General features: G+C 37.0%; 18 protein-coding genes, 1 pseudogene and 1 other annotated feature. Of the genes and pseudogenes, 3 read left to right on the plus strand and 16 right to left on the minus strand.

The window, feature by feature from the left end; translation table 11 throughout:
- The first annotated feature begins 135 nt into the window (after positions 1-135).
- Entirely contained in the window at positions 136-351 is a 216-nt protein-coding gene (locus NSS97_RS22265) for a YrzA family protein (RefSeq protein WP_002015268.1), read from the plus strand.
- A 36-nt stretch (positions 352-387) separates the two neighbouring features.
- On the opposite strand, the gene NSS97_RS22270 is transcribed toward NSS97_RS22265, so the two are convergent.
- From NSS97_RS22270 to alaS, 12 genes are all read right to left on the minus strand, one after another.
- Positions 388-1,038, minus strand: coding sequence for a DUF1510 family protein (locus NSS97_RS22270; RefSeq protein ID WP_107887421.1), 651 nt, complete (start codon positions 1,036-1,038; stop codon positions 388-390).
- A 116-nt stretch (positions 1,039-1,154) separates the two neighbouring features.
- Positions 1,155-2,909 (minus strand): penicillin-binding transpeptidase domain-containing protein, encoded by a 1,755-nt coding sequence (locus NSS97_RS22275; RefSeq protein WP_107887420.1) that lies wholly within the window; start codon positions 2,907-2,909, stop codon positions 1,155-1,157.
- 92 nt (positions 2,910-3,001) lie between these two features.
- Positions 3,002-3,478 carry a transcription elongation factor GreA gene (greA, locus tag NSS97_RS22280; RefSeq protein ID WP_105584419.1) on the minus strand — a complete coding sequence of 159 codons (477 nt, stop codon included), beginning with the start codon at positions 3,476-3,478 and terminating at the stop codon, positions 3,002-3,004.
- A gap of 276 nt (positions 3,479-3,754) precedes the next feature.
- A complete protein-coding gene (udk, locus tag NSS97_RS22285; RefSeq protein ID WP_002015274.1) occupies positions 3,755-4,393 on the minus strand; it encodes a uridine kinase in 639 nt (212 codons plus the stop codon).
- A 17-nt stretch (positions 4,394-4,410) separates the two neighbouring features.
- Positions 4,411-5,691, minus strand: a complete 1,281-nt coding sequence (locus NSS97_RS22290; protein WP_107887419.1) for a peptidase U32 family protein — start codon at positions 5,689-5,691, stop codon at positions 4,411-4,413.
- A gap of 18 nt (positions 5,692-5,709) precedes the next feature.
- Positions 5,710-6,639 carry a peptidase U32 family protein gene (locus tag NSS97_RS22295; protein WP_002015276.1) on the minus strand — a complete coding sequence of 310 codons (930 nt, stop codon included), beginning with the start codon at positions 6,637-6,639 and terminating at the stop codon, positions 5,710-5,712.
- Between the two features lie 7 nt (positions 6,640-6,646).
- Positions 6,647-7,288, minus strand: coding sequence for an O-methyltransferase (locus NSS97_RS22300; RefSeq protein WP_002034114.1), 642 nt, complete (start codon positions 7,286-7,288; stop codon positions 6,647-6,649).
- A 215-nt stretch (positions 7,289-7,503) separates the two neighbouring features.
- Positions 7,504-8,574: an endolytic transglycosylase MltG gene (gene mltG / locus NSS97_RS22305; protein WP_044442460.1), complete on the minus strand. Its 1,071-nt coding sequence runs from the start codon at positions 8,572-8,574 to the stop codon at positions 7,504-7,506.
- A 241-nt stretch (positions 8,575-8,815) separates the two neighbouring features.
- Positions 8,816-9,094: a DUF1292 domain-containing protein gene (locus NSS97_RS22310; RefSeq protein ID WP_002034112.1), complete on the minus strand. Its 279-nt coding sequence runs from the start codon at positions 9,092-9,094 to the stop codon at positions 8,816-8,818.
- 12 nt (positions 9,095-9,106) lie between these two features.
- Entirely contained in the window at positions 9,107-9,520 is a 414-nt protein-coding gene (gene ruvX, locus NSS97_RS22315) for a Holliday junction resolvase RuvX (RefSeq protein WP_001221204.1), read from the minus strand.
- A 3-nt stretch (positions 9,521-9,523) separates the two neighbouring features.
- Complete coding sequence (locus NSS97_RS22320) at positions 9,524-9,790, minus strand: IreB family regulatory phosphoprotein (protein ID WP_000348591.1); 267 nt, start codon at positions 9,788-9,790, stop codon at positions 9,524-9,526.
- 78 nt (positions 9,791-9,868) lie between these two features.
- On the minus strand, positions 9,869-12,511 hold the full coding sequence (alaS, locus tag NSS97_RS22325) for an alanine--tRNA ligase (protein WP_044442458.1): 2,643 nt from the start codon (positions 12,509-12,511) through the stop codon (positions 9,869-9,871).
- A 41-nt stretch (positions 12,512-12,552) separates the two neighbouring features.
- Positions 12,553-12,771, minus strand: a binding site (T-box leader).
- A gap of 237 nt (positions 12,772-13,008) precedes the next feature.
- Here alaS and NSS97_RS22330 point away from each other — a divergent pair.
- Positions 13,009-13,353, plus strand: a pseudogene (locus NSS97_RS22330) (PH domain-containing protein).
- Between the two features lie 38 nt (positions 13,354-13,391).
- Here NSS97_RS22330 and NSS97_RS22335 read toward each other — a convergent pair.
- Positions 13,392-14,459: an AI-2E family transporter gene (locus NSS97_RS22335; RefSeq protein ID WP_044442455.1), complete on the minus strand. Its 1,068-nt coding sequence runs from the start codon at positions 14,457-14,459 to the stop codon at positions 13,392-13,394.
- A gap of 176 nt (positions 14,460-14,635) precedes the next feature.
- Here NSS97_RS22335 and NSS97_RS22340 point away from each other — a divergent pair, with 176 nt between their 5' ends.
- Positions 14,636-14,848 (plus strand): hypothetical protein, encoded by a 213-nt coding sequence (locus NSS97_RS22340; protein WP_044442453.1) that lies wholly within the window; start codon positions 14,636-14,638, stop codon positions 14,846-14,848.
- Between the two features lie 36 nt (positions 14,849-14,884).
- On the opposite strand, the gene NSS97_RS22345 is transcribed toward NSS97_RS22340, so the two are convergent.
- The 3 genes from NSS97_RS22345 to recD2 all read right to left on the minus strand — a co-directional run bounded on the left by NSS97_RS22345 (position 14,885) and on the right by recD2 (position 17,684).
- Positions 14,885-15,013 (minus strand): YrzQ family protein, encoded by a 129-nt coding sequence (locus NSS97_RS22345; RefSeq protein ID WP_002015286.1) that lies wholly within the window; start codon positions 15,011-15,013, stop codon positions 14,885-14,887.
- Between the two features lie 18 nt (positions 15,014-15,031).
- A complete protein-coding gene (locus NSS97_RS22350; protein ID WP_002015288.1) occupies positions 15,032-15,220 on the minus strand; it encodes a hypothetical protein in 189 nt (62 codons plus the stop codon).
- 127 nt (positions 15,221-15,347) lie between these two features.
- Entirely contained in the window at positions 15,348-17,684 is a 2,337-nt protein-coding gene (gene recD2 / locus NSS97_RS22355; RefSeq protein ID WP_002034106.1) for an SF1B family DNA helicase RecD2, read from the minus strand.
- Positions 17,685-17,767 lie beyond the last annotated feature (83 nt).

Here is a 17,767-nt window from a genome sequence, read left to right on the forward strand (position 1 = left end):
AAATTCCCCTTTTTCTTATCGGTTTTATCAGTATGATATTCTCTCTTTCTAAAAATGTCAATTGAAATGTACGTAGTATTTCCTTCTTTTCTTTGTTACACTATAGGTGATTATCATAGGAGAGGGGGCATCTTCGTGTCATTTACCTTTGAAATGTTAGAAGATAAAGTAGAATTTTTCGAGGCTGCAAACTTAGTTTCTCTAGAAAAAAAAATTAACGAACAAATTGATAATAATAAAGCACTTATGCTCGAAGTTCATCATATTTCTCACCAAATGATTATGGATCCTGAAAGCAAAAGACCTTATTATAGTGCGGTTGTTCATTTTAAATTAAAGAAATTACGCTAACTAAAAAAAGAGAGGCTCTTAAGAGCCTCTCTTTTTTTAGTTTAGAGTTTGAACGAGTACTGGTTTCCAGCCCTCATTGTCTACCCAATCAATATTTACATAATATTTTTTACCTGATTGTTTATCTTGTACGTTACCGTAAGCTTTATTCTTACCGTTATTTCCAATTCTATGGATAACTAATTGATTTACAGGAACGTCAATTGCAGCTGAAATCGCTTGATTCATCTCATTCCAATCTGCTGTACCTTTTTTAAACGTCATCGCAGGTGTTGCACCTTGCTCTGTACCTACTGGCTTCCAAGAAGATTTCGTATAAGCATCTGTTGCCTGTGACTGTGTTTTTTCAGCTGGTGCTTTCTCGTTAGCTTTCGCTTCTTCTTCAGCTTTTTTCTTTTCTTCCTCAGCCTTTTGCTTCTCTTCTTCTTCCTTCTTCTTAGCCTCTGTCTTATCTTGCTCATTCTTCTTCGGCTCTTCTTTACCTTTAGCTTTCTCAGCTTTATTCTCTTTTGTTGTTTGCTGAGTTACTTTTTTATCACTAGAAGACGCTTGCTCTTTTGTGTCAGGAACAAACAATTGATACGCTACAATAGCTACTGCTACTAATACAATAGCGATTGCAATATTTAAAACACCGTTTTGACGACGTTTTTGTTGTTTCTGTTGGAATCTAGATCCTCCTGCCATTCTTCAAACCTCCATGCAGTTTTTCATACTTGCTATTGTAACATTAAATCTAGAAAGGTTGAACATTTACAATAATATTTTCACGAAATGAAAACATTTCATAAATAATTGCAAGATTACTTTTCAATTTCTAATTGATGGATTGCCTCTACCATTTCTGCAAAAACTGGTGTGACTACATTTTCATTACTATCTGTTTCTATATCAACTACAACTAAAGCATATCTTGGGTTTTCATATGGAAAATAACCTGCAAACCAGCGATTCACCCTCTCTCCTTTTCCTGTTTGTGCCGTCCCAGATTTTCCAGCGACAGTTAGTGGCAACGAACGGAATGCGGTTCCCGTTCCTTTCTCCATCGTTACAACGCCTCTTAACAACTGTTGTAATTTTTTCATCGTTTCATAAGAAAGCTGTTTCCCATTTAATTTATGATTTTCAAATGTAAAAAAGTCGGTTCCATTTTTATACACTATTTTTTTAACGACTTTCACTTCCATCTTCTCTCCACCTCTAGCAATTGTCGCCATCATATTCGCTATAGCTAGAGGTGACACACGTACATCTTTTTGTCCGACCATCGTTTGAGCAATCGCTTTTCTACTATCTTTATTTTCTTCGCTTTCCCAAATAATAGCACTCTTTTCTTCTGGCAATTGCTCAAATTCTGGTGTATGAAATACCGAACCTTTCCACCCTACCTTCTCACGTGCTCCTAAGGCCTCTAAATACGTTTCTAATACTTCCCTATCCTTTTGCATTAGTTCACCACCTAATACGGCAAACGTTCGATTACAGCTTCTAGCAAAGCTTTCCTTAAAGTTTAATGACCCCATCATAACTTGTGGAAGATTTTCACCGTATAAATCCGTATTACAGTTAAATGTACGATTAAACCGCACCAAATTCTCATCAATTCCTGCTGCTGCAACTACTGTTTTAAAAACAGACCCCGGAAAATGAGGAGTTAACATTTGATTTTCAAGTGTAGCTTTATATATCCTCCTATCATTCATCTGTAAAGAAGGCCTACTTACCATTGCTACAACTTCACTATTCTTTATGTCTAGTAATACTAACCCACCTTTTTTTATTCCGTTTTCATCTATAATCTTCTCTGCTCGTCGTTGCAACGTTTTATGTATTGTTGTTTGAATAGTAACTGGATAAAATGGATTTCCTGGTGAAGTGTATTTCGCCTGCTTCCCAAAAATCGGTTCTCCTTGTCGATCCACTTGATATAGTACTTTCGCTTCTCCATCAGTCAGTAAAAATTCATCAAATGATTGTTGCAATCCAGAAATACCAATTGGCGTTTGTTTCGAAGTTTTTTTCATTTCTCCATAACGCTTTTGAAATTCCTGTTCATTCTCTCCCACATCACCAATTAAATGATCTGCCTCTCCCATTTGCTTCAGTCGAACTTCTGCTGCTACAATACCTAAAATATCTAATTGATTTACCTTCTTCATCTGCTCGAGCGTTAATTGAAATGGGGTATTCTCCCTTCGTAATATAAATGCTTGATTCTTATTTTTCATTTGCAGTCTTATCTCTTGTCTCGACACACCAATGATATGCGCAATTTTCTCTAACATGTCATTTTTTATTTGTAAAAATGGAAAAACAATTAAGACTGGATATTTCTCTTCACCAATTTCCTTACCATTTCGATCTGTAAAATGCCCTCTTCCATTATCTACTGTAAGTGATTGTGTTCGTTGCGTAACACTTTTTTCAATCAGATTGATATTTCGGTCAGTAAATGATTCCGTATCTATAATCTGTATTTGGATTAAACGACAAAGTAATAAAAAAATCACACCCATAAAACAAATTAAAACAATTATAATTCTCCGTTTCATTTTCATAAAAAACACCTCGTCTATTGTAGTTTAGACGAGGTGTTTCACCTTTTATACAAATAAAAAATCACTCGTTTTTACACAAGTGATTTTTTACGTTATTTTACAGAGATAATCTCTACTTGCATTTCTCCACCTGGTGTTTGGATTGCTACCTTCTCACCAATTTGCTTACCTAATAAGCTTTTTGCGATTGGAGAATCGTTAGAAATTCTTCCTTCAAATGGATCGGCTTCTGCGCTACCTACGATTATGTATGCTTCTTCGTCTCCACCTGGTAACTCTTTAAATGTTACTGTTTTACCTAATGTTACAACTGTAGACTCTTCACCATTGTCTTCAATGATAACCGCATTACGAATCATGTTTTCAAGTTGTGTAATACGTCCTTCTACGAATGCTTGCTCATCTTTCGCCGCATCATACTCAGAGTTCTCTGAAAGATCTCCGAAGCTACGTGCGATCTTAATACGCTCTACAACTTCTTTACGTCTTACTGTTTTTAATTGTTCAACTTCGTTCTCTAGTTTTTGCTTACCCTCTTGCGTCATAGGGTATGTTTTTTCTGTTGCCATGTTTTCCACTCCTTTTATATACCAATCCCCCGAAAAAAAGAGGAGTTCCATATGAAAACTCCTCCGCTTATATAGCGGAGGTTTCTAGCACACGTAGCACTAGTGGAGTTGTCACATACAACCCCTTATTCTCCAATTCTTCCTTATATAAAGAAGGTATGTATGGAAAGTTGATATAAATATGCCCTCACCTATTGGTAGGTGAGGTTTCATGTTTCATTGTATTCGATAAGAAGGGAAAAAATCCCTTCCTATCGTATATCTTTTACTATGCTATTACAAATTTACTTTTTGTTCAAGAATTGTTGCAATTTTTGTAACCATAATATCAATTGCAACATGATTTTGTCCACCTTCAGGGATAATAATATCCGCGAATTTCTTAGAAGGCTCAATAAATTGATTATGCATTGGACGTACAACGTTTACGTATTGGTCGATAACTGAATCCATTGTACGACCGCGCTCTTCAATATCGCGCTGCATGCGGCGTAAAATACGAAGGTCTGCATCTGTATCAACGAACACCTTAATATCCATTAACTCACAAAGACGTGGGTCTTCTAAAATAAGAATTCCTTCTAAAATAATTACATCTTTCGGCTCAACTGGAATAATTTTTTCTGAACGCGTATGCAATGTATAGTCATATATAGGCTTTTCCACTTGCTCATATGCAAGCAACTGCTGCAAATGGTCAATTAACAAATCATTATCAAACGCTAAAGGATGATCGTAATTTGTTTTTAAACGTTCTTCCATTGGTAAATGGCTTTGATCTTTGTAATAATAATCTTGCTCCAAGATTAAAATGGAATGACCTTTAAAATGGTCAAAAATCGCTTTCGTTACACTTGTTTTTCCTGATCCTGAACCACCAGCGATTCCAATTACAACAGGCTTATTCGTCCCCATTCGACTACCACTCTTTCTTATTGAAGTATGTTTTTGCGCATCATATTATTCACATACACTGGTTGATCCACTTTGAATTTCACGATTTGCAACGGATGTCTCGCTGCATCTAATTCGTTTCCATCCTCATCCCAAATTTTCTCCACCGTTTGCGTAAAGTTTTCTATTTCTGGCCCAAAGAACTCCACTTCATGTCCTGGTTTGAAGTGATTACGTTGCTCAAGCGTTACGATGCCCGTTTCTTCATTATAATCTAACACTAAACCAGCAAAATCATACGTTGTTTTCTTACTATGATTTCCAAACATTTGCTCTTGATGTCCTGGAACCCCTTCAAAGAATGCAGGAGCTGTATCACGATTTGCACATTTATCAAGTTCATCTAACCATTCTTGTTTAAACTCAAAGTTATCCGGATTCGCACAATACGCATCAATTACTTTACGATATACAGTTGCTACAGTCGCTACGTAATGGATAGATTTCATACGTCCTTCAACTTTTAAGCTATCAATTCCAATTTCAATCATTTTCGGAATTGATAAGATTAAATTTAAATCTTTTGGGCTCATCGCAAAGTGAGCATCTTCTTCTTGGAATAGAGGAAGCTCTTTTGCATCTTTATGTTGTGATACCGTTTGAACTAAATCATAATCCCAGCGGCAAGATTGACAACAACCACCACGGTTAGAGTCACGCGCTGTCATATGGTTACTTAATGTACATCTCCCTGAATACGCGATACACATTGCACCATGGACGAATGCTTCAATTTCAACATCAACTTTTTCTTTAATTTCTTTCATTTCTTCATAGCTTGCTTCACGAGCCAATACAAGACGATGTAAACCTTCTTCTTTCCAATACTGTGCTGCTTTCCAGTTGGATAGTGATTGTTGTGTACTTAAATGCACCTCAACAGAAGGCGCCACACGTTTACATGTCTCAATAATAAGCGGATCAGCAACGATAATTCCCGTTACGCCAGCTTTTTCAATCCCTTTTAAATATTCCTCTAGCCCATCCATATTTTCATTATGTGCAAAAATATTTGTTGTTACGTATATTTTTGCTCCATATTTCTTTGCAAATTCAACGCCTTCTGCCATGTCTTCCAGCGTAAAGTTACCTGCATTAGAACGAAGACCAAATTCTTGTCCACCTAAATATACAGCATCTGCCCCATAATGGATAGCTACTTTTAATTTTTCTAAGTTACCCGCAGGGATTAACAGTTCAGGTTTTTTCACAATAACGCGTTTGCCATCGATCACTCGTGAAATTTCTTGTACAGTCATTTCCTACACCCTCCTCGTTTAGTAAACCGTTTCTTTAAAGAAGAATCCTGTATCTAACGGACGATTTACCGGTTGTATTTCTTCTATCTCTTTAAATAAATCATCTTTCACGTCATAATACGCATCACGATCTTCTACACATAAATCAATCGCCTTACGATATTTCTTCGTTACCTCAATAATGTACTCAGAACTTTTTAGGACACCATCAATTTTTAAGCTATCGACTTCAGCATCGATTAGTTCCTCTAACTCATCGATGAAACAAATATCATTCGGACTCATAATGTGAGTACCATTTTCATCTTCATAAATTGGATATTTGTTATTACGTTCCGGGTCGTATAAGAACATATTCTCTTCATACTTTTTCTTTTCAATGTCGAGATTACGCCCTTGATACTCAAAGTAGTTTCCTACTAGTGAACGCTTCGATTGGAACATGCAAGTCATACCGTGAATTTGTACTTCAAGTTCCACTTCAGCATTTTCTTTTAATTCAGCAATTTCATCTAAGCTAAGCTCACGAGCTAATACAGCGCGTTTCGCTCCTCTTTGCCCCCAATAGTTACAAGTAAACCAGTTTGTTGCTGTCGTTTCTGTATTCCAGTGAAGTTGCATATTTGGTGCAACTTCACGAACAGCCATTAATACCGCTGGATCTCCGAAAACAATCGCATCTACATTTACCTCATTTAAAAAGGCAACATAGTCCGTTAATTCTTCTACTTTATCATTGTGGAACATCGCATTCATTGCAACGTATACTTTCACACCATTTTCATGTGCAATGTTTACAGCTTGTTTCACATCTTCACGTGAAAACTCTCCTGCCAAACGTAAACCAAACTTTTGTTCACCAACCATTACTGCATCTGCCCCTGCTTTCGCAAGAGGTTCAATATCCGCCACCGCTCTAGGCGTTACTAACAATTCAGGTTTCTTCATACTTTTGTCACCCTCTCTTTTTACTTACAGCCACTCCATCGCCAATTGGGAAAATCGTTGTATCATATCCTTCATGATTCATAAGCCATTCATTGTACGTCTTAATACGACGAATCAAACCACGGGTACGTCTATTTTCAATTTTCTCTTTTGTCGTCACAAGACCATGGTACATAACGTTATCTGAAATAATAACGCCACCAGGATTTAATAACGGTTCGTATAAGTCAAAAAAGCGACGATACTGCCCTTTCGCTGCATCAATAAAAATAACATCAAATGTTCCATGTTCTTTCACTTGTTCGCCCGTTTCTAAAGCATCACCGTAAATAACAGAAATACGGTCTGTTACCGAGGAACATTCTATATATTCAAGTGCCTTTTCATATCGTTCACGATTGCGCTCTACTGTCACAATGCGAGAGTTCGGAATAGCTTGCATCATACGAATACTAGAATAACCGATTGCTGTTCCAAGTTCTAAAATACTTTCCGGTCCAATTAAACGTAAAAATTGCAGCATAAATTCCATTCCAAGTCGATCCATAATCGGCACATGGTTTTCAGTTGCATACTCTTCCATTTCAAGAATTAATTTATCTTTTGGATCAATAAATGATAATAGGTACTCGTTAACTGCATCCTCCATAATTGGTCCTCCTTATTTACATGGAGAAGTGCCTCTATGACGCGTCAACCTTTGTCTTTTCACACATAGAATGCAATAAAAATACAAGCCAGTTTCACCCTTAGCTTGTACGTCCCGTTTTGATATTAAAAACGATTCTTCTGCCAGTTTTTAACCCGATATATTTTACCACAAAAAAGAGGGATATGCGACCCTTTTCGCTATCCCTCCCCATTTCACTGTTTTTTCGTAATGTATTTTTGCTTTAATGCATTATGTTCTTCTAATGTTTTCGCATAATACACTTCACCACTTGGTGCAGCTAAGAAATAATAATAATCTGTTTGCGCAGGATCTAAAGCTGCTTCCACTGAATGTTTACCAGAGTTTGCAATCGGTCCAACCGGCAACCCTTTCACAACATACGTATTGTACGGTGAGTTTACTTTCAAGTCTTCGTATAATACACGTTGTTTATGCTTTCCAAGCGCGTATAATACCGTCGGATCCGTTTGAAGCGGCATGCCTTTCGCTAAACGATTATAGAAAACACTAGAGATTTTTTGGCGATCAGTAAAGCCAGTAGCCTCTTCTTCAATAAGTGAAGACAACGTGAGAAGTTGATGAACATCCCAGTTCTTCCCTTTCATTTTCGCCTCATTTTGAACAATAATTGCATTTGTTTTCTCAAGCATCGGGATTACAATTTCTTCTAATTTTGTATCCTTTTTATAGAAAGAATACGTTGCTGGATATAAGTATCCTTCTAATGGATATTTAATGTTGCTATCAAAAATTTTATCTGTTAATAGCTTCGGATACTTTTGCTGCATTTTTTGAATAAATGCTTTATCGTTTAATTGACGCACAACATCATCTTTATTCCACTTTAATTCTGCCGCAATCACTTCAGCAATTTCAGTTACTTGCGCCCCTTCTTTAATTGTCACTTTATAAAGAGCCGGACGATGTACGTTGCCAGATGACATTTGTTCAATGACATCGTTGGCACTCATCGAAGGATTTAATAAATATGTACCTGCTTGTAAGCTTTTCGACTTAAATTTCGTATAAAAACTAAAAACTGTACTGCTTTTCACAGCACCTTTTTCTTCTAAAATCTCACCGATTTTACTTGTAGATGACCCCTTTGGAATCTCTACCTCAATCTCTTTTTTATTTCCACTATCAACTGGCCCTAATGCAGATGAAATATACGCATAGACTGATCCACAAACTAAAAGCAGTGCGATAATCGAAATTAAAAAAATGCGTCTACGCTTCTTCTTCACTTGATTCTCTACCAAAATTCTTCCTCCTTATTCAATTGTAGACCGTATACACTTCCTCTATACAATGCCCTACAAACATAAAGCAAAACCAATCATTTCTAAATAATCGGTGACAGCTACTTATTTAAAGCCTTTTTTCATACAACCCGTCTTATTATACTATAAAAAATTAAGTAGTTTCGACAAAAAATCTGTCATTTTGCATATGAATACAAAAAAGGCGAACTGTGTACACAGTTCGCCTTTTTATCCATTACTATTCTTCTTCTTGCTCATCAGCAAGAGTGTTAAACATTTCTTGTACCATTTCCCACTCTTCTTCAGATTCAATTGAAAGTAATGTTCCGCCCTCTTCTTCACTTTGCTCATATGCCATTGCATCGAAGATTTGGTCTCCATCTTCGTCTACTTCACCGATTGGAGAGAAGACTACGTAAGATTTTTTGCCGAATTTTTCAGCATCAAAAGTGAAAATAATTTCACATAAATGTTCGTTTCCTTTTTCGTCTACAATTGTAATTTGATTTTCTTCCATTTTGGTCACCTCTTATTTACTATCTAAAAATCCTTGTAAGATCACGACTGCAGCCATCTTATCGATTACCTGTTTTCGCTTCTTACGGCTCACATCAGCTGAAATGAGCAGACGTTCCGCTGCCATCGTCGACAAACGCTCGTCCCACATTACAACTTCTAATTGTAACAGATTTCGCAGGTTTTCTGCAAATTGCTGGCACGCTTCACCACGAGGGCCGATTGTACCATTCATATTTTTAGGTAAACCTACTACTATTTTGTCCACATTGTACTGTTTTACCAACTCAGAAATACGGTCAAAACCAAAGTGGCCTCGTTCTTCGTTAATCCTGATTGTTTCCAGCCCTTGTGCTGTCCAGCCCATTTCATCGCTCATTGCAACACCGACTGTTTTAGTACCAACATCTAAACCTAATATCCGCATAAACTACTCCTCACGATGATGTTTCAAGTAAGACTTCACAAGCTCTTCAATTATCTCATCACGTTCAAGCTTGCGAACGATGCTTCGTGCATCTTTATGGCGAGGTATGTATGCTGGATCTCCACTTAATAAATAACCGACGATTTGGTTAATCGGATTATAACCTTTTTCTTGAAGTGCATCATACACAGTTAAAAGTACATCATTTACATGGACACTCTGTTTTTCATCTTGAATGCTAAACTTCATTGTCTTATCAAAACCGTCCATTTCAAGCACCTCACTTGTAAGTAGTAAGTATAGGGAGAAGAACTTCTCCTCTCCCTACCATTGTACACTACTATCTCTTTATTTTGAAACAGATTTAACGTACTCTTGTACAAACGCTAAAGCTTCCTCTACTTGCGCTGGGTTTTTACCGCCTGCTTGTGCCATATCAGGACGGCCACCACCGCCGCCTCCACAACGAGAAGCTACTTCTTTCACAAGTTTACCCGCATGGTAACCTTGACTAATTAAATCTTTCGTTACGCCAGCTAAAATGTTTACCTTATCGTCATTTACAGACGCTAATACAACAACTGCAGACTCTAATTTATTTTTAAGGTCATCCATCATTGTACGTAAGTTGTTCATATCTGCAACATTTACTTTCGCCGCTAATACGTTCACGCCATCAACTGTCATTACTGAATCAGTTAAGTTTCCAGCTTCGATATTGCTTAATTTCGCAGCAAGAGATTCGTTTTCTTTTTGAAGTTGTTTTACTTCAGTAAATAAACCATCAACTCTTGATAAAATATCTTTTGGATTTGTTTTCATTTTTCCTGCTGCTTCTTTTAATAAACCTACTTGATCGTTCATTAATTCGTATGCAGACTTACCAGTTACCGCCTCAATACGACGAGTTCCTGCACCGATACCAGACTCAGCAACGATTTTGAAAATACCGATAGACGCTGTGTTATCAACGTGACAACCACCGCAAAGCTCTAAGCTGTAATCGCCTACTTGCACAACGCGTACAACATCACCGTATTTCTCACCGAATAATGCCATTGCGCCCATTTCTTTCGCTTCTTCAATTGCTTTTTGAGAAATCGCAACATCAATACTTTCCCAAATTTTTTCGTTTACGATACGCTCAATTTTTTCTAATTCATCAGCTTGTACTTGACCGAAGTGAGAGAAGTCAAAACGTAAACGTTCAGATGTTACAAGAGAACCAGCTTGGTTAACATGCGTTCCAAGTATATCTTTTAATGCTTGGTGTAGTAAGTGAGTTGCTGTATGGTTTTTCACAACGCTACTACGGTTTTTCGTATCGATAAGAGCTTTTACAGCCGCTTCTTTCGTTAATGTACCCTCTTCAACAACAACTTTGTGTAAGTTTTGACCATTTGGTGCTTTTTGTACGTCTTTTACAACAACTTTCACGCCGTCAGCAAGAAGATAACCACGGTCTGCAATTTGCCCACCGCTCTCAGCGTAGAATGGCGTTACATCAAGCATTAATTGTCCTTCTTCACCTGCTTGTAAACTATCTGTATACTCACCATTTTTCACAAGTGCAACAACGTTACTTTCTGTTGCAACTGTACCGTAACCAACGAATTCGCTCGCTACTTTAACTTCACCAAGTACACCGCCTTGAACTTGCATAGAATCAACGTCTTGACGAGCAGCACGTGCACGCTCACGTTGTTTCTCCATTTCATTTTCAAAGCCCGCTTGATCAACTGTCATACCAGCTTCTTCTGCATATTCTTCTGTTAATTCAATTGGGAAACCGTACGTGTCGTATAGGCGGAACGCATCTACGCCGGAAATAACAATTGTTTTTTCTTCTTTCGCTTTTGCAATTACTTCAGCTAAAATTGATTCACCATCATGAAGTGTTTCATGGAAACGCTCTTCTTCATTCTTCACAACTTTTGCGATGAAATCTTTCTTTTCAAGTACTTCTGGATAGAAGTCTTTCATTACTTCTCCAACAACCGGTACTAATTCAAACATGAACGGACGGTTGATGTTTAATTTCTTAGAATAACGAACAGCACGGCGTAATAAACGACGTAATACATAACCACGGCCTTCGTTAGATGGAAGAGCACCGTCACCAACAGCGAATGTTACTGTACGGATATGGTCAGCAATTACTTTAAACGCCATATCTTTTTCTAAATCGCCATTACGATATTTCTCACCAGAAATTGATTCTGTTGCACCAATCATCGGCATGAATAGGTCTGTATCAAAGTTCGTAGGTACATCTTGAACGATAGATGTCATACGCTCTAGACCCATTCCTGTATCGATGTTTTTCTTAGGAAGTGGCGTATATGAACCGTCTGGATTATGGTTAAATTGAGAGAATACAAGGTTCCATACTTCTAAGTAACGCTCGTTTTCTCCGCCCGGATATAATTCTGGGTCACTAAAGTCATTACCGTAAGATTCACCGCGGTCATAGAAAATTTCTGTATTCGGTCCACTTGGTCCTTCACCGATATCCCAGAAGTTTTCTTCTAAACGGATGATGCGTTCTTTTGGAACACCCATTTTCTCATTCCAAATTGTGAATGCTTCTTCATCTTCCGGATGAATTGTAACAGATAGTAATTCTTTATCGAATCCGATCCATTTGTCGCTCGTTAGAAATTCCCAAGCCCAAGTAATTGCTTCTTCTTTGAAGTAATCACCGATTGAGAAGTTCCCTAACATTTCAAAGAATGTATGGTGACGAGCCGTTTTCCCAACGTTTTCAATATCGTTTGTACGAATTGATTTTTGTGCATTTGTAATACGTGGATTTTGTGGGATTACACGACCATCAAAATATTTCTTTAATGTCGCTACACCACTATTAATCCATAACAGAGATGGATCTTCATGAGGAACTAGTGATGCACTTGGTTCTACTGCATGTCCTTTTTCTTGGAAAAAGTCTAAAAACATTTGACGAATTTGTGCGCCTGTTAGTTGTTTCATTGTATTTTCCTCCTTAAATATAAAAAACTCCCGCCCCTAATAAAAGGGACGAGAGTTAACTCGCGATACCACCCTAATTATGAATTGATTATTATAACAATCAATTCATCACCTCATGGTGCCGTAACGTGGCAAGACGGCAGTGATTAGCTGCTCTCAGGATTAGCTTTCTGTTACCCTTCATTTAAAGCTCCTTTCAGCCAGTGGAAGCTTCTCTCTACAAATGGACTGTAACGTACTTGTTCCGTCATTAATTTAATGTATTATATGACTAAATATAATAGAATTCTCTTAAGTTTGTCAATGTAGATAATCATTTATATTGTATCAATTGCTTATTAATCATAGTTATTCTACTATTCATTCTTAACAGCCTTTAAATATATTATGCATTTATTACTAAATAGGAATCTCCTCTCAAAAAATACTTTATACAAATTTCTAAATATTACGTTATTTGTTATAATTAAATTATTAACAATAAAGGAGCGATTACAATGACAACCTTATTGAATCAAGCTAAAGAAATGTTAACAACTGATGAAAAAATCCTTTTTTATGCAGCATGCTCATTAAATATATTTATATATCGTTCCGTCGCAAGACCAGGACTGTTAATTTTAACGAACAAACGGCTCTTCTTTTATGGACCAGATGTAAGTAAGAACCCAATATTTGAAGAGTACTCTTTTGCAAACATTTCTAATCTAAAAGAGCAAAAGCGTCTTTTCAGCAATCAAATTATATTTATGTACGATAATGAATGAAAAAAAATAAAACATATTCAAACAAATGATGTAAGCTCTCTCGTTCAACAAATACACGAGCAACTCTCTAAATAATGATAGCCCTCTACTTTTATAAGTAGAGGGCTATCATATTACACATCTTCTTTTTTCCAAAGAGGCCTCACATGAACGACCACTGTCCGAATGACCGCTAAAATAGGAACCGATATTAGTAATCCTACAATCCCGGCTATCTCTCCTCCAACTAGTAATGCAAGCATAATAATAACGGGATGCATACGAAGCGACTTACCAACGATGTAAGGAGATAAAATGTTACTTTCCAAAAATTGCAAAATAGCAATTGTAATCCCCGCCTTAATGAGTAAACTCGTTGATACCGTTGCCGCAATCATCAACGTGGGAATCGCCCCTAAAATAGGACCAAAGTACGGGATTATATCCGTTACCCCAATAATAATGCCGAGCAGCAATGGATATTTCATACCGATAAACCAAAAAGAAAGAACAGATACCCCCCCTAATACTAAGCAAACAAATAACTGCCCTCGAATATAACTTCCGAGTGATTTATCAATTTCTTTCGCAAGCATTTGACCCGTACTACGCCACTTACTCGGGACTAATTTCCAAAATATATGATAAAACTCACCGTAATCTTTTAATATGTAAAATACAATGAATGGAATTAAGAAAATAATGAGTAACGAATCCAGTACACCACGAGCTGTGCTCATGACTTTATTTAAAAGCGCTTGAATCTTCGTTTCTACACCACCAAAAATTTGTTTCACCTTTTCATGAATAAATGATGGGAAATTCGCTGTTTGTTCTGTAACTCCATCCATCCAAGAATCGTACATTTTTGTAAACTGTGGAAATTGTTCATTAATTTCTTGTAACTGTTTAATAACAACTGGCGTTCCTTTATAAATTCCATAGCCAATTCCGCCAAAGAAAAGAATATAAATGAGCAAAATAGCAAGTGTGCGCGGCATTCCTTCCTTATGGATTTTTTCAATTAAAGGGTGTAATAAATAAGCAATAAAACAAGCAATAAAGAACGGTGTGATCGCCACTTTAAATACAAAAATAATCGGTGCCCATAGTGGCTTAATTTTTAAAAAGACGAGCAAACAAAGAAAAACGAGTAACAATAATCCTAAACGATATATCCAAATGATTTTAAGATTCTTCACACGAAAAACCTCCTCCACCTTTATTTTGAAAATAAATAGGTTAGGTTATGTGCAAAAGTTTTAAAATCTTTTTATACAGACCATACTGTTTTTTAAAGACATACATATATTTAACATAATAAGGACAACCACCCCTGAAAATACAAAATGTCAAAATATAATCAGGAGGGCTCATAATGATCTTATTTATGCTTGCATTATCCGCACTTTTTATGCTTCTTGAATGGATTTGTATCGGGTTTGGTATTTGGAAAGGCTTCTTTATTCATTCCTCACGAAAGGAAAGAGCTAAGCACTTATGGCATTATGGAATGCTTGGCGTTGGATGCTACGGTTTATCTTATCTCTTCTCTGAAATCGGACTTTTATATTTGCATACAAGCGCATAAAAAAACTCCCTTATCATAAAGGGAGTTTTTTACGCCTTATAAATAAGACTTAATCATCTTACGTGCTTTTTTCACATTGCGTTTTGAGAATACATCTTGTTTGCGAGCATATTGATACGCTGCAGCTCCAACACCTAATGCGATTAATGAATTGCGTAGATTCAAAGTAAATCCCCCTTTTCGTTATCCGATCGTTCTTTCATTATCATCAAATAAATCATCAAGAGAGCTTAATGAACCATCTTCCTCTACTTGATGTGTATGGATTTTCCCCTTTGAAACCGATAATTCGATATAACAATTCCAGCAATAAAATTGGTTGACACCTATTTTTCCGATGTCTTTCCCTTTGCAATTTGGACAACTGAACATATGGCTTTCATCTCCTTACAGTCTCCCAGATTCTATTCGCCATTATGTCCAAACTGCATTCATTTATACATTGCTAGAACCTTTCAACGTTATACGTTTGAAAGGTTCACTATATAATTTCACCTTGTTACATGAAATCATACGGTGAAATGTTTTCCACGTCCATTTCTTCACCATTAACCGTCACCATCTGCACTTCTCCTTGTGATTCTTGCAATCGGCCAGCTAAAGTCGTTTGACGCATTGCATCATCAAGGCGATTTACACCGGATTGAAACGCTGCTTCCTCCCCGCAAATAATAAGGAATTTCTTACTCCTTGTAATACCCGTGTAAATTAAATTACGACGTAACATACGGTAGTAGCTCTTTACAATTGGCATAATAACTATTGGGAATTCACTACCTTGTGATTTATGAATCGAGCAGCAATAGGCATGCGTAATTTGATTTAAATCCGGCTTTGTATATGTTACTTCAATTCCATCAAATGAAACGATAATCATATCTTGTTGCTCGACATTTTCTTTCGCATAAAATACTGAAACAATTTCTCCAATATCACCATTAAACACTTGGCTTTCCGGCTGATTGACTAATTGAAGTACTTTATCACCTCTGCGGTATACAACGTCACCGTAGGCAATTTCTTTACTCTTTTCTTTTTTCGGATTAAACACTTCTTGAAGAGCTTCATTTAACACATTAATACCTGCTGGTCCGCGGTACATTGGTGCCAACACTTGTACATCTCTTGCACTAAAGCCTTTTGTCTTAGCATTTTCACAAACCTTTTTAACAACCTCAACAATTTGAGCACCTGCACAGCTGATAAATGAACGATCTTTTTTATTTTGTGCTAAATCTGGCGGAAGTGTTCCGTCCTTTATCGCATGGGCAAGTTGAATAACAGATGACCCTTCCGCTTGACGATAAATTTCTGTAAGCTTGACCGTTGGAACCGCACCTGCATTCAATAAATCTTTTAACACTTGTCCAGGTCCTACAGATGGCAACTGATCTTCATCACCTACAACGATAACTTGAATATTTGTCGGAAGTGACTTGAATAGCTGATTTGCAAGCCAAATATCTACCATCGAAAACTCATCAATAATAAGGAGCTTCCCTTGTACAGGGTCTGTTTCATTGCGCTGAAAAGATCCTTCTGGCGTCCATCCAAGCAGACGATGAATTGTGCAAGCTGGAAGTCCTGTCGATTCACTCATGCGCTTCGCCGCTCTTCCAGTTGGGGCCGTTAATAATATTGGAAATGGATTATCATCACTATATTCATTCGGATTTAATGATACTCCGTGAAGTGACGCATACATTTCAACAATTCCTTTAATAACTGTTGTTTTCCCCGTCCCTGGTCCACCTGTTAACAACATCATCGGCTTATGAAGTGCAGTTTGAACTGCTTCTTGCTGAAGCGGTGCATACTGTACCTTTAGCTGTTCTTCAATTTCTCCTAATGTTTTTAACACTTCTGCTTCAGGGAATGCAGGGGTTTCTTCTTGATTCATAAGACGACGAATTGACTTTACAACGCCTTTCTCAGAATAGAATAAAGAAGCTAAATACACTCGCTCTTCTTCTATAATGACTTTCCCTTCGCTTTGCATCATTTCAACGCAGCCTACAATATCTTCCTCAGTCACTCTGCCTTCTTGATTATTTAAAAGTGACATCGTTTCTCTTACAAGCTGACCTTTTTCCATATACACGTGACCGAGTTGTAATGAAATATTCTCTAACGTATAAAAACACCCTGCACGTACACGGTCGTCGTGATTGCCCGTTATTCCGATTGCACGCCCTATATCATCTGCTCTTCCAAATCCAATTCCGTCCACTTCTTCAATAAGTTTATACGGATTATTACGAATCACTTCTAATGTCATCTCTTTATATTGCTGATAAATTTTAATAGAAAGTTTTGTTCCAAAACCGTAACCATTTAAAAAACTCATCACTTTTTCGAGCCCTTGATGCTCAATAATCGTCTCATATATTTCCTGCGCTTTTTGCTTGTTTACAACACCACTTAACGCATCCGGATCATCCATAATTTTAGAAATCGCATGCTCACCAAGATGGTCCACGATTTTTTCGGCTGTACGCTTTCCAATCCCTTTAAATAAATCGCTCGCTAAATATTGCACCATACCTGCTTTTGTTTGTGGCAGTTCTTTTTTAAACGTTTCAACTAAATATTGTTTTCCATACTTTGGGTGGTCTTTAAAATGACCTGTTAATGTAAACACTTCATCTTCATGCATACGGGGAAAATGACCGTTTATCATTACTTTTTTTTCGTCGTATGTTTCATTCGTTTCAATGACTTTCATACTGACAACGGAATAGAGGTTTTCTTCGTTGTGGAAAATGGTATGAAGAACTTGCGCTTTTATAAATTTTTTTTCTTCCTCAAACAAATCCATTGCATGTTGATTTCCCATATTTCCTCTCCTTTCCGAGTTCTTTTCACTTTAATGAGCAGTACATCCCCCACCTCTTTCACAATCTTTAGATGAGGGGTAAC

Source organism: Bacillus sp. FSL R12-0074, from assembly GCF_038005725.1.
GTDB lineage: Bacteria > Bacillota > Bacilli > Bacillales > Bacillaceae_G > Bacillus_A > Bacillus_A mycoides.